Origin of the sequence: Rhodococcus sp. NPDC059969, from assembly GCF_042738325.1 — a bacterium.
GTDB lineage: Bacteria > Actinomycetota > Actinomycetes > Mycobacteriales > Mycobacteriaceae > Rhodococcus_F.
The window spans coordinates 224,498-236,744 of the sequence record NZ_JBHWUF010000005.1 but is presented as its reverse complement, the minus strand read 5'-3'; the positions used below and the strand labels follow the sequence as shown (position 1 = coordinate 236,744).

General features: G+C 64.3%; 11 protein-coding genes. 10 read left to right on the top strand and 1 reads right to left on the bottom strand.

The window, feature by feature from the left end:
* Positions 1 to 46: 46 nt before the first annotated feature.
* The 10 genes from mqo to ACFWAD_RS16880 all read left to right on the top strand — a co-directional run bounded on the left by mqo (position 47) and on the right by ACFWAD_RS16880 (position 11,434).
* Entirely contained in the window at positions 47 to 1,585 is a 1,539-nt protein-coding gene (mqo, locus tag ACFWAD_RS16925) for a malate dehydrogenase (quinone) (protein ID WP_378449480.1), read from the top strand.
* Positions 1,586 to 1,596: 11 nt separating this feature from the next.
* Positions 1,597 to 2,073 (top strand): GNAT family N-acetyltransferase, encoded by a 477-nt coding sequence (locus ACFWAD_RS16920; RefSeq protein WP_003942808.1) that lies wholly within the window; start codon positions 1,597 to 1,599, stop codon positions 2,071 to 2,073.
* A gap of 224 nt (positions 2,074 to 2,297) precedes the next feature.
* On the top strand, positions 2,298 to 4,229 hold the full coding sequence (locus ACFWAD_RS16915; RefSeq protein WP_378545749.1) for a magnesium chelatase subunit D family protein: 1,932 nt from the start codon (positions 2,298 to 2,300) through the stop codon (positions 4,227 to 4,229).
* 21 nt (positions 4,230 to 4,250) lie between these two features.
* On the top strand, positions 4,251 to 4,865 hold the full coding sequence (cobO, locus tag ACFWAD_RS16910) for a cob(I)yrinic acid a,c-diamide adenosyltransferase (RefSeq protein ID WP_378545746.1): 615 nt from the start codon (positions 4,251 to 4,253) through the stop codon (positions 4,863 to 4,865).
* Entirely contained in the window at positions 4,859 to 6,235 is a 1,377-nt protein-coding gene (locus ACFWAD_RS16905; RefSeq protein WP_378545743.1) for a cobyrinate a,c-diamide synthase, read from the top strand. The genes cobO and ACFWAD_RS16905 overlap by 7 nt, the downstream gene beginning before the upstream one ends.
* Positions 6,219 to 6,632 carry a cobalamin biosynthesis protein gene (locus ACFWAD_RS16900; protein ID WP_378545740.1) on the top strand — a complete coding sequence of 138 codons (414 nt, stop codon included), beginning with the start codon at positions 6,219 to 6,221 and terminating at the stop codon, positions 6,630 to 6,632. Before ACFWAD_RS16905 ends, ACFWAD_RS16900 begins: the two co-directional genes overlap by 17 nt.
* The gene (gene cobA / locus ACFWAD_RS16895) at positions 6,629 to 7,855 is read left to right on the top strand and encodes a uroporphyrinogen-III C-methyltransferase (RefSeq protein WP_283303818.1); all 1,227 of its coding nucleotides are present in this window, start codon (positions 6,629 to 6,631) and stop codon (positions 7,853 to 7,855) included. Before ACFWAD_RS16900 ends, cobA begins: the two co-directional genes overlap by 4 nt.
* 59 nt (positions 7,856 to 7,914) lie before the next feature.
* A complete protein-coding gene (locus ACFWAD_RS16890) occupies positions 7,915 to 9,381 on the top strand; it encodes an MFS transporter (protein WP_378533634.1) in 1,467 nt (488 codons plus the stop codon).
* A gap of 80 nt (positions 9,382 to 9,461) precedes the next feature.
* Positions 9,462 to 9,890 (top strand): CBS domain-containing protein, encoded by a 429-nt coding sequence (locus tag ACFWAD_RS16885; RefSeq protein ID WP_378533632.1) that lies wholly within the window; start codon positions 9,462 to 9,464, stop codon positions 9,888 to 9,890.
* A 35-nt stretch (positions 9,891 to 9,925) separates the two neighbouring features.
* Positions 9,926 to 11,434 (top strand): YdiU family protein, encoded by a 1,509-nt coding sequence (locus ACFWAD_RS16880; protein WP_378533630.1) that lies wholly within the window; start codon positions 9,926 to 9,928, stop codon positions 11,432 to 11,434.
* A gap of 16 nt (positions 11,435 to 11,450) precedes the next feature.
* Here ACFWAD_RS16880 and yaaA read toward each other — a convergent pair whose 3' ends face one another.
* Positions 11,451 to 12,194, bottom strand: coding sequence for a peroxide stress protein YaaA (gene yaaA, locus ACFWAD_RS16875; RefSeq protein WP_007735009.1), 744 nt, complete (start codon positions 12,192 to 12,194; stop codon positions 11,451 to 11,453).
* Between the last annotated feature and the right edge of the window lie 53 nt (positions 12,195 to 12,247).

The following is a 12,247-nucleotide window of genomic DNA, read 5'->3' as shown; positions in this document are numbered from 1 at the left end:
GCAGGCGGATGCGCGCACGGCTAATGACAAGGAAGTCGATTCTCCAGTGTCGAATCAGAACGCGGTAGAGACGAAGACGGATGTAGTGCTCGTGGGCGCAGGCATCATGAGTGCCACGCTGGGCGCATTGCTGCGCCAGCTGCAGCCCGATTGGTCGATCTCGACCTTCGAGCGGCTCGATGCCGTCGCAGCCGAGAGCAGCGACCCCTGGAACAACGCGGGAACCGGTCACTCCGCCCTGTGTGAGCTCAATTACACTCCGGAGAACTCGGACGGCACGGTCGACATCAAGAAGGCCGTCAACGTCAACGAGCAGTTCCAGGTGTCTCGCCAGTTCTGGGCGCACGCGGTCGAGCAGGGCGTCCTGACTCAGCCCAAGGAATTCATCAACCCCATCGCTCACGTGAGCTTCGTTCACGGTGAGGCCAACGCCAAGTACCTGCGTGCTCGCTACGACGCACTTGCCGGCCACACGCTCTTCCGCGGTATGGAGTACATCGACGATCCGGCCGAGTTCAGCAAGCGTTTGCCGCTCATGGCCAAGGGACGCGACTTCTCCGAGCCCTTCGCACTGAACTGGAGCCAGGACGGCACCGACGTCGATTTCGGAGCGCTCACCAAGCAGCTCATCGGCTACATTGGTAAGACCGGCGGCAAGATGTACTTCGGTCACGAGGTCACCAACCTGACCCAGAACTCGGACAAGTCGTGGACCGTCAAGGTCACCAACCGTCGTACCGGTGAAAAGCGCACCGTTCGCTCGCGCTTCGTGTTCGTCGGAGCTGGTGGTGGCGCCCTGCACCTGCTGCAGAAGTCGGGCATCAAGGAAGCCAAGGGCTTCGGCGGCTTCCCGGTCAGCGGTGCTTTCTTGCGATGCACCAACCCCGAACTCATCGACCAGCACAGCGCCAAGGTTTACGGCAAGGCCGCCGTCGGCGCCCCGCCCATGTCGGTGCCGCACCTCGACACCCGTGTCATCGGCAACAAGCCGGGTCTGCTGTTCGGTCCCTACGCAGGTTGGTCGCCGAAGTTCCTCAAGCAGGGTCGCGTCACGGACTTGCCCGGCTCGGTCAAGCCCAACAACATCCTCTCGATGCTCGGCGTCGGCGTCAGCGAGCTCGGCCTGGTCAAGTACCTGGTCAGCGAACTCGCCAAGAACGAGGCCGGTCGCATCTGGGATCTGCGTGAATTCGCGCCCAAGGCGCAGGCGCAGGACTGGGAACTGATCACCGCAGGTCAGCGTGTCCAGGTGATCCGCCGGGCCAAGGGTAAGGGCGGCGTCCTCGAATTCGGTACCGCTGTGGTCGCCGCTGAGGACGGTTCCATCGCCGGTCTGCTCGGTGCTTCGCCCGGTGCTTCCACGGCCGTCCCGGCGATGCTGGACGTACTCGAGCGCTGCTTCCCGACCGAGTTCCAGGGCTGGAAGGGCAAGCTTCGCGAGATGGTTCCGTCCATCGGCGTCAAGCTCACCGACAACGAGGGCCTGTTCAACCAGGTGTGGGATTGGTCTTCGAAGGTCCTCGAACTCGATTCCGCCGGAGCTTCCGGATCGGCTCCGGTCGCGGATACCGCCGCGACTGTGTGATAGTCCAACCCATGACGGCAACAGCAGCTTTGAAGCGTTCATGGGCACTCGATCTCGACAACAAGACGTTCTACGAGTTGTTGAAGCTTCGAGTGGAGGTCTTTGTCGTCGAGCAGGCCTGCCCGTATCCCGAGTTGGACGGGCGGGACTTGCTGACGGAGACGCGTCACTTCTGGCTCGAGCAGGACGGCCAGGTGGTGTGCACACTCCGTCTGCTCGAAGAGCACGACGACGGCAACAAGAGCTTCCGAATCGGACGTCTCTGCACGTCGCGTCAGGCGCGCGGTCAGGGCCACACGACCCGCCTCCTGCAGGCCGCACTGGCCGAGGTCGGCGAAGCGCCGTGCCGGATCAATGCGCAGACCTACCTGGTCGAGATGTACGCCAAGCACGGATTCAAGGCCGACGGCGAAGAGTTCATCGAAGACGGCATCCCGCACACCCCGATGCGTCGTGGTGGGGGAGAGCCCTTCGTGGCTGTCAGCTAGTTTGTTCGAGATTTGACCCTGGTCGGCTCATGGGAAAGTGAGCCGACTAGGGTTTTTTCGATACCGAATGCTCGCGGGGAAGTCCTGTTCGATTCAGGCGCGGTCCCGCCACTGTGAAAGATCTCTCCTCTACCGATCGTCCGGGAGATCTCAGCCAGGTTGCCGCGACATTCGAGTGCAGCCAAATTCTCGGCGAGGAAACCGAGAGGTGGAGGGATATCGACGTGCGAAGTGAAGAAGATCGACCAGTAGCGGGCTTCCCGTTCAGTGCTGTGGTCGGCCAGGATCAATTGCGATTGGCGCTGATCCTGTGTGCTGTGCATCCGGGGATCGGTGGAGTCCTGGTTCGCGGTGAGAAGGGAACTGCCAAGTCGACGGTCGTGCGCGCGCTGACTGCGCTGCTGCCGGCGGTCGACGACGCCGGAACGACGCGACCGGCCCGCTTGGTGGAACTGCCCGTCGGCGCCACCGAAGACCGGGTGATCGGGTCCATCGATCTCGAGAAGGTTCTCCGTGACGGGGAACGCGCTTTCCAACCTGGACTTCTCGCGGCCGCTCACCAGGGCGTTCTGTACGTCGACGAGGTGAATCTGCTTCACGACCACCTGGTCGACGTGCTTCTCGACGCCGCAGCAATGGGACGGGTTCACATCGAGCGTGACGGCATCTCCCATTCGCATCCGGCCAAGTTCGTACTCGTCGGCACGATGAATCCCGAAGAGGGAGAACTGCGTCCGCAGTTGTTGGACCGTTTCGGTCTGGCGGTCGATGTCGCAGCTTCCCGCGACGTCGACGTTCGCATGGAAGTGGTGCGTCGCCGCCTCGACTACGAGCGTGACCCCGAGGCATTTGTCGCTCGGTACGAATCAGCCGATCAAGAGTTGGCAGCCGAAATCCATACGGCGCGTAACAAACTGGACTCCGTCGAGTTGAGCAATCGGGAGCTGCGACGGATCGCCTCACTGTGTGCGTCGTTCGACGTCGACGGAATGCGCGCCGACTTGGTGCTCGCGCGCACCGCGACCGCCCATGCCGCGTGGCGAGGCGACAGCGAGGTCACTGCGGAGGACGTGCGAGTAGCAGCGGAACTGACGCTGCCGCATCGCCGCCGCCGTGACCCGTTCGACGAGCCCGGCTTGGATCAGCAGCAGTTGGACGATGCACTCGAGCAGGCTGATCAGGATGCCCGGTCGCAGGTCGAGGACGACGCGCGCGACGGCGAGCCCGAACCTCCCGAGAATCCCGACGGTCGCGGCCCCGAAGATGGGGGACCAGGCGATGAGGGCCCAGATGATGACGGCCCTGAAGACCCTGACGGGCCAGGTGGGGGAGTGCGCGCTACTGAGCGACCCTCGGCTCCGCCCGCCGGCGAGTTCAAGGCCAAGCTCCTCGAGGTTCCTGGCGTCGGCGAAGGTGCTCCGGGACGCCGCTCGCGATCCATGTCGTCCCGCGGACGGGTCGTGCGATCCACCCGGGAGCGGGGTCACGGGTTGCATTTGACGAGTACGGTCTTCGCCGCAGCCGAGTCCCAAGTTGCGCGCGGTCGTACTGCGGGGCGGTTGCGACTGGCACCTGATGACCTTCGCGGCGCGATTCGTGAAGGGCGAGAAGGCAATCTGATCGTCTTTGTTGTCGACGCCTCGGGGTCGATGGCAGCTCGCGATCGGCTCTCCGCGGTCACAGGTGCGGTTGTCTCGCTGCTCCGCGACGCCTACCAGCGCCGCGACAAGGTCGCCGTCATCACTGTTCGCGGCCGCGACGCGGAGCTCGTCCTGCCGCCGACGTCTTCGGTGGACATCGCCGTTCGCCGTCTGCAGTCCATGCGTACCGGCGGCAAATCCCCACTTGCAGAAGGATTCCTGCGTGCCCGCGAGGTGGTTCTGCGTGAGCGCCTTCGTGACCCGCAGCGCCGCGCTCTCGTCGTCACGCTCACCGACGGCCGGGCTACCGGCGGCAAGGATGCGCTGCATCGCGCCCGCGTCGCCGCGCATCTTCTTGCCGACGCGTCAGTCGCGTCCATCGTCGTCGACTGCGAGACCGGCCTCGTTCGTCTGGGCTTGGCGGCCGAGTTGGCCCGAGAACTTCGTGGCGGATACGTCCGCCTTGCCGAATTGTCAGCGCAGCAGGTCGCGGGTGTCGTCCGCGCCGCAGCCTAAATCCGAGCTCAGGAGTTCACGATGCCCAAGGGTGTTCCCGAGACAGTTCCCGACGACGGTCTGACCACGCGTCAGCGTCGTAACGCACCGGTGCTCGCCGTGCACACCGGCCCTGGAAAGGGTAAGTCCACTGCCGCTTTCGGCATGGCGCTGCGCGCCTGGAACCAGGGGTTCGACATCGGCGTCTTCCAATTCGTGAAGAGTGCCAAGTGGAAGGTCGGTGAGGAAGCCGCATTCCGCGCCCTCGGAGACTTGCACGACGAAACCGGCGTCGGTGGGCCGGTGCAGTGGCACAAGATGGGCGAAGGCTGGTCATGGACACGCAAGGCCGGTAGCGAAGAAGACCATGCCGCTGCCGCCGCTGAGGGTTGGCAGGAGATCGCGAGAAGGCTTGCAGGCGAGGAACATCGATTCTATGTCCTCGACGAGTTCACCTATCCGCTCAAGTGGGGCTGGGTCGACGTCGACGAGGTCGTGCAGACACTGCGCGATCGTCCGGGCAACCAGCACGTTGTCATCACGGGACGCGACGCCCCGCAGGCGTTGATCGACGCCGCCGACCTCGTAACCGAGATGACCAAGATCAAGCACCCCATGGATGCCGGCCGAAAGGGCCAACGGGGCATCGAATGGTGAGTGTTTCCACGCCGGCCGTGGTGATTGCCGCCCCTGCCTCGGGTAGCGGAAAAACCACGGTGGCAACGGGATTGATCGGTGCGCTCCGGCGGTCCGGCAGCAGCGTCGCGCCTTTCAAAGTGGGGCCGGACTACATCGATCCGGGTTATCACGGGCTCGCAGCGGGTCGACCTGGACGCAACCTCGACACTGTCCTGGTGGGCCCGGATCGCATCGGCCCGCTCTACCGGCACGGAACAGGCGGCTGCGACATCGCAGTGGTCGAAGGTGTCATGGGCTTGTTCGACGGCAAGATCGACGAGGCCAACTCGCAGCCGTCGGCCGAAGGATCGACGGCGCAGGTCGCGTCGATCCTCGGTGCGCCGGTGGTTCTCGTGATCGACGCCCGTGGACACAGTCAGAGTCTGGCCGCCGTACTGCACGGCTTCGCGACGTACGACGCGGGTGTGCGGATCGGCGGCGTCATCCTCAATCGTGTGGGCAGTGCTCGCCACGAACAGGTGTTGCGGCACGCGTGCGACAAGGTCGGCGTCGCAGTGCTCGGAGTTGTACCGCGGTTGACGGAACTCGAAGTTCCCTCCCGTCATCTCGGGTTGATTCCGGCGGCAGAGCACGGCGCGGCCGCCGTGGCCGCGGTGGACGCGATGTCCGACCTGATTGCCTCGCACGTCGATCTCGGCGCTGTTCGCGAGCTGGCCGCATCGAACGTGAGTTCAGGTGCGTGGGATCCGGTTGCCGAAGTCGGCGAACACGGCGACTCTCGGCCTGTGGTCGCCATGGCTGGTGGACCCGCCTTCACCTTCGGCTACGCCGAGCACCGAGAACTGCTGTCCGCTGCCGGCGCCGACGTCCAGGTGTTCGATCCGATGCACGACGAGCTTCCCGCACGAACTGCCGCTCTGGTCCTTCCCGGCGGTTTCCCGGAAGAGCACGCGGTAGATCTTGCGGCCAATACCGTTCTGCTGCAGCAGGTTCGTGACCTGGCGGACGGCGGTGCGCCGATCCATGCGGAGTGTGCCGGTCTGCTCTACCTTGCTCGCAGCCTGGACGGTCACAGCATGGCCGGTGTTGTCGGGGTGGATGCGACGTTCGGGAAACGCCTGACCCTCGGGTACCGGGAAGCGGTCGCGATCAGCGGATCGAGCCTCTTCGACGCCGGCGCCCGCGTCACCGGGCACGAGTTCCACCGAACCTCGCTGGTCTCGGCCGACGCCGACGGGTGTGCAAGTGCATGGGGTTGGCGGCCGTGGGACGGCGGTAGCGTCCGCGAGGGATTCATTCGCGGCGGTGTCCACGCGTCGTATCTGCATACTCATCCGGTGGGGCAGCCCGAATCGATCGCGAAGTTCGTCGATGCCGCCCGAGGATGACCTCTGTCTTGGCATTGGATTCACGACGAGTGCCACCGCGAAGGACATCGTCACTGCGGTGAACGCCGTACTGCGAGGGCGTTGGAAGATCGTGGTACTCGCCACTGCGACGGCAAAAGCCGAGTCCCCGGCTCTGCTGGCAGCGGCCGATGAACTGAACGTCCCGATTGTAAGTTTTGCACCGGGCGTGCTTGCGCGCGTTCAGGTTCCGTCGCCGTCATCTCGCGTCGAGAACGCGATCGGGACGCCGAGCGTTGCGGAAGCGGCCGCGATCCTCGCGTCCGGGGGCGGCCGGCTCGTGCTGGCCAAGACTGCCAGGGATGGAGTGACCGTAGCCGCGGCCCGTAAAGTTCCCTCCAGCTTGAACAATTCTGACGACGAAACGGAGTGCGAGTGAGCGAGTCCACCGCAGACGAGACCAACTACCTGGTCGGCCTCAACCTGACCGATCGACGCGTGGTCGTGTTCGGCGGTGGCACGGTGGCTCAGCGCCGTCTCGGACTGCTTGTCGCATCCGGTGCCCGTGTTCACGTCATCAGCCGCGCGTTCACTCCAGCGGTCGAAGGCATGGCCACGGCCGGGCAGATCACGGTCGAAGAGCGTCCGTACGCCGATGGTGACCTCGAAGGTGCGTGGTACGCCATCGCGTCGACCGACGAACCGGAAACCAATGCGGCGATCGTCGCCGAAGCGGAGCGTCGCCACATATTCTGCGTGCGCGCCGACAACGCGAAGCACGGCACCGCGGTAACTCCCGCCAGCGCCGAGTACGACGGTATGAGCATCGGAATTCTGGCCGGCGGCGATCACCGTCGTTCGGCAGCGGTCCGCACCGCCGTCGTCGAAGGTCTTCAGTCGGGCGTACTCGCCGATACGGCCGAGCCTGCCGCTGCGGGCGTAGCCCTCGTCGGTGGTGGCCCCGGTGACCCCGATCTGATCACCGTGCGCGGACGCCGGTTGCTCGCTCGTGCCGACGTCGTCGTCGCCGACCGATTGGCTCCACCCGAGTTGCTCGCCGAACTGGGTCCGGACGTCGAGGTCATCGACGCCGCGAAGATTCCGTACGGCCGCGCCATGGCTCAGGAGGCCATCAACGCCGCACTGATCGACAACGCCAAGGCCGGGAAGTTCGTCGTCCGACTCAAGGGTGGGGACCCGTACGTCTTCGGGCGGGGATACGAAGAACTCGAAGCGTGCGCCGCCGCCGGCGTTCCGGTGACCGTAGTGCCCGGAATCACGAGCGCGATCTCGGTCCCGTCGGCCGCAGGCATCCCGGTCACCCACCGCGGCGTCACCCACGAGTTCGTCGTCGTGAGTGGGCACGTGGCTCCGGATCATCCGGATTCGCTGGTCGACTGGTCGGCGCTGGCCAAGCTGCGCGGCACGATCGTGCTGCTCATGGCGGTCGAGCGCATCGATCAGTTCGCCAAGGCGCTCGTCGACGGTGGACGCCCGGCAACCACTCCGGTCATCGTCATCCAAGAGGGCACACTTCGTACTCAGCGTGAGGTCCGTGCCGATCTCGCGACCGTTGCTCAGCGCGTCAAGGACGAGGAGATCAAGCCTCCGGCGATCATCGTGATCGGGCCGGTCGCGGGCTTTTCTGTCGACGCTGGGTAACGTGAAGTCTTGTGTCTGATTCCCTGAGATCCGAAAACGCTGCTGGGTCCGAAAACACCATGACGAAGTACCCCGTGGCAACACGGGCATTCGGACTGGCGATCATCGTCTTGAGCGGTATGCAGTTGATGATGGTGCTCGACGGCACGGTGGCGTCGTTGGCCTTGGCTCGGATCCAGGAGGACCTCGATCTCAGCGACTCCGGTCGGAACTGGGTCATCACTTCATACGCACTGACCTTCGGCGGACTGATGCTGCTGGGCGGCCGGCTGGGTGACACCTTCGGGCGCAAGAAGGTGTTCCTCAGCGGAGTCATCTTGTTCACGCTCGCTTCGCTGGCATGTGGTTTGGCTACCAACGAAGCGATGTTGGTGGCGGCCAGATCGGTCCAGGGCGTCGGCGCAGCGATCGCCTCACCCACTGCGTTGGCACTCGTGGCGACGACTTTCGCGCCCGGCCCCGTAAGGAATCAGGCCATCGCGATCTTTGCTGCCATGACCGGAATCGGTTCGGTGACAGGGCTGATCATCGGCGGTGCACTCACCGAGGTTTCATGGCGGTGGATCTTCCTGATCAACGTCCCCATCGGACTGATGATCATCGGGTTTGCATTCAAGGCCTTGGTCGAGACCGGAGCTGAGCGACTCAAGCTGGATGTGCCAGGGGCAATTCTTGCGACTGTGGGCTGCACCGGAATCGTTTTCGGGTTCACCGAAGGCCCCGAGATGGGTTGGACCAGTCCTGCGGTTTTGGGTGCTCTCATCGGGGGAGTCGCACTGTTCGTCGTCTTCCTCCTGGTCGAACGGCGCGCCGAGAATCCACTGTTGCCGTTCAGCCTCTTCAAGAACAAGAACCGCGTCTTCACGTTCATTTCACTCGCCTTGATCGGTGCCGTCATGTTTTCGCTGGCGCCGTTCGTGGCGCTCTTCGTCCAGGACATCCTCGGGTACAGCCCGTTGCACGCGGGTCTGGCTTTTGTGCCTTTCGCGTTCGGGCTGGGTGCGGCAGCATTCGTCGCGTCCAAACTTGCTGTTCGCGTACAGGCACGATGGCTGATCGTGACGGGTTCGCTGCTGACGTTCGTGGGACTTCTGTACGGGTCGACGTTGGACGAGACGACCACATACATGGGCAATCTCTTTGTTCTCGTCGTGGGAATCGGCTTCGGTGTGGGTTTGGCCGTCGTTCCCCTGCCGCTGTGCGCTATCGCGGGTGTTGGCCCACAGGACATCGGTCCGTTGACCGCAATCGCACAGGTTGCGCAAGTTCTGTTCGGTCCCGTCGGACTTGCGATCGTGGGTGCGATGGCGACGTCACGAACCCTCTCGCTCGGAGGTGTGAGCGGAGTCGCTGCAGACATGACTCCCTCGCAGTTGTCGGCGCTGAGCGAAGGCTACGTCTTCGCCCTCTTCGGTTGCGCGATCTTCGCGGCCTTGGCAGCGATCTCCGCACTGTTCATCAAGTTCACTCCCGCTCAGGTTGCCCAGGCGCAGGCGGCGGAGAAGGCAGCTCAGGGAATCGCCTGATCAGTCCTGTTTATCCGCTTCGCTAGCCGATACGATCGTTGCAGGACGTGCCGAGAGTCTCGACGAATCGGGGTGCCGTGATGCGGATCGCGGACATATTGCGAAACAAGGGCAACAGCATCGTCACCATTGACGCCCACACGACGGTGAACGGGTTGCTGTGCGACCTCGCTCGTCACAACATCGGCGCCATGGTGGTGATCGACGATGGTGCGGTTGTCGGGATCATTTCCGAACGAGACGTCGTTCGACGCCTGCACGAGCGCGGACCTGATCTTCTCGGCACACCGGTCTCCGAGGTCATGACGGCCCTGATGTACACGTGCATTCCGGCAGACGCCGTGGACAGCATTGCCGCGATCATGACCGAGCGTCGAATCCGCCACCTGCCGGTGATCGAGGACGGCAGCCTGCTCGGCATCGTGAGTATCGGGGACGTGGTGAAGAGTCGCATCGACGAGCTCAAGAGTGAACGCGATCAACTGGAGTCGTACATCGATCAGGGCTGATCGATAGGTCGTCTCACGGTGACTACTCTCGTGTGATGGCTGCAATCGAGGAATCCACAGCAGACCCGGTCACCATCGTGGCCGGCCTGGAGAGCACCTTCGCTGACGAACTGGGCGCTCTGACCGTGCCGTGGCATGGTGCTGCCGCGCCTGACCCGCAATTGCTCGTTGTGAACGAGCGGCTGGCTGCGTCGTTGAGATTGGACGTGACAGCGCTGCGAAGTGTGGACGGGGTTGGCGTCTTGTCCGGGGCGACGGTGCCGGTCGGGGCCACACCGGTGGCGATGGCGTACGCGGGTCATCAGTTCGGTGGATACGCACCAATTCTCGGGGACGGTCGGGCGTTGTTACTCGGTGAGCTCGTGAGCAGCGACGGTCAGCGAGTGGACCTGCATCTGAAGGGCTCCGGGCCCACGCCGTTCTCTCGGGGCGGAGACGGGTATGCGGTCGTCGGGCCGATGCTGCGCGAATATCTGGTCAGTGAGGCGATGTATGCCCTCGGTATCCCCACTACGCGCGCGCTGTCGGTGGTGGCGACGGGTCGGCACGTTCGCCGCAGCGGCGCCGAACCCGGAGCTGTGCTTGCACGGGTTGCGTCGAGCCATCTTCGAGTGGGGACCTTCGAGTTCGCGGCCCGGCAGGGCGAGGTCTTGCAGCCGCTCGCCGACTACGCGATCGCCCGCCACGACCCGGAGTTGACCGAACTGCCCGCAACGGGGGCGAACAATCGCTACCTGAGGTTCTTCGAGGCGGTGGTCGAGGCGCAGGCGTCACTGGTGGCGAGGTGGATGCTCGTCGGTTTCGTACACGGGGTCATGAACACCGACAACACGACAATTTCGGGGGAGACCATCGATTACGGTCCGTGCGCCTTCCTCGACGCCTTCGATCCGGCGGCGGTGTTCAGCTCGATCGACCACGGCGGCCGCTATGCGTTCGGCAATCAGCCCGGTGTCTTGAAGTGGAATCTGGCGCGCCTCGCGGAAACACTGTTGCCGCTGATCGATTCCACACCCGATGATGCGATTTCCGCGGTGTCAGCAGTTCTCGACACCTTCGACGAGCGCTATGAGGACCACTACGCGGCCGGTATGGCGGCAAAGCTCGGTTTGGCCCTGCCGATTGTCGATCGGACGCTTGTCGACGATCTGCTGACGTTGTTGGCGGAACACGGTGCTGATTGGACGGGCAGTTTCCGCGTTCTCGCCGACGAATTGCGCGGAAATTCGGCGCCCCTCGACCAACTCGTGCCACGGGAGCACATCGCGCCGTGGTTGCAGCGGTGGCGCGGCGCCCTGGCGGAACAGGGACATGGGGCTGTGGAGACCGCTCGCGCGATGGATCGCGTCAACCCGCTGTACATTCCGCGCAATCATCAGCTCGATGCTGCCCTGCGCGCCGCGAACGACGGCGACCTCGTTCCATTCGAGAAGCTGCTGGAAGTGGTCACGCACCCGTTCGACCGGCGCGACGAGTGGGCTGCCTACACCGAGGCGGCCCCGCAGTCCTTCAGCGAGACGTTCCAAACCTTCTGCGGCACTTGACAGACAGACGAATCCATCAATCCGTCAGGATGATCAATTCACGCTCCGACGCGATCTCCACTCGCAGTCCCGCTTTCGACGCCACCCGCGCAACACCTTTGATGTCCGTGGGTTCGGCACGCGAGACCACAAGCGCACGGGCGAGCAGACCCTTGTGGTGCTTGTTGAAATGACTGACTACCGTGCGGGTGCCGTCCGGCTTTTCGGTGAGCACGGTCGCGATCAGCGCGTCCGGAACCGGTCCCAGGTCTTGGTAGGTACCCGATCGCAGATCGATCACAAGTCCGTCGGCTTCGGCGGCCAACGCCTTCGGCAGTTCCGGCTTCCACAGTGAGCGGAGCGTACCCATCCCGGGCAGTTTGGACCCACCGGAGAGGCGGTACGCGGGGATCAGATCACCGGCGCGGACCGCACCGAACAGGGCGGAACCGATTGCGATCCGATCGAGAGCCTTGGCCTTCTGGGCGCGGGTGAACGACTTGGCGTCGAGTGCGTCGAAGAGCACCCCGGTGTAGCGCTGCAGCGCGGGCCGCGTCGCGGACACCCACAGCTTGGCGTTGCGCTCCACTTCGTCCGCTTGCGTCGGACCAAGGCCGAGCGCTTCGCACGACGCCTCGACGTCGGCGGCCAGATCGACCAGCGTCTGAACCAGCAATTCGCGCGTTTCGGTCAACTGGGGCATCGACAGTTCGGCCAGATCGAGGGGCGCATCCTTGCCGCCGTCGGACTTGGTTTCTGAGGGAGGCAGCAGTACAAGCACGCTGTAACCGTACCGAGGCCCGCTCGGCCGACTGCGGCGACTATCCTTACACC

Excerpts from the sequence above, each read along its gene's own strand:
- ACFWAD_RS16920 (WP_003942808.1), top strand. The coding sequence starts at position 1,597 with ATGACGGCAACAGCAGCTTTGAAGCGTTCATGGGCACTCGATCTCGAC.
- cobO (WP_378545746.1), top strand. The coding sequence starts at position 4,251 with ATGCCCAAGGGTGTTCCCGAGACAGTTCCCGACGACGGTCTGACCACG.
- ACFWAD_RS16905 (WP_378545743.1), top strand. The coding sequence starts at position 4,859 with ATGGTGAGTGTTTCCACGCCGGCCGTGGTGATTGCCGCCCCTGCCTCG.
- ACFWAD_RS16900 (WP_378545740.1), top strand. The coding sequence starts at position 6,219 with ATGCCGCCCGAGGATGACCTCTGTCTTGGCATTGGATTCACGACGAGT.
- ACFWAD_RS16890 (WP_378533634.1), top strand. The coding sequence starts at position 7,915 with ATGACGAAGTACCCCGTGGCAACACGGGCATTCGGACTGGCGATCATC.
- ACFWAD_RS16885 (WP_378533632.1), top strand. The coding sequence starts at position 9,462 with ATGCGGATCGCGGACATATTGCGAAACAAGGGCAACAGCATCGTCACC.
- ACFWAD_RS16880 (WP_378533630.1), top strand. The coding sequence starts at position 9,926 with ATGGCTGCAATCGAGGAATCCACAGCAGACCCGGTCACCATCGTGGCC.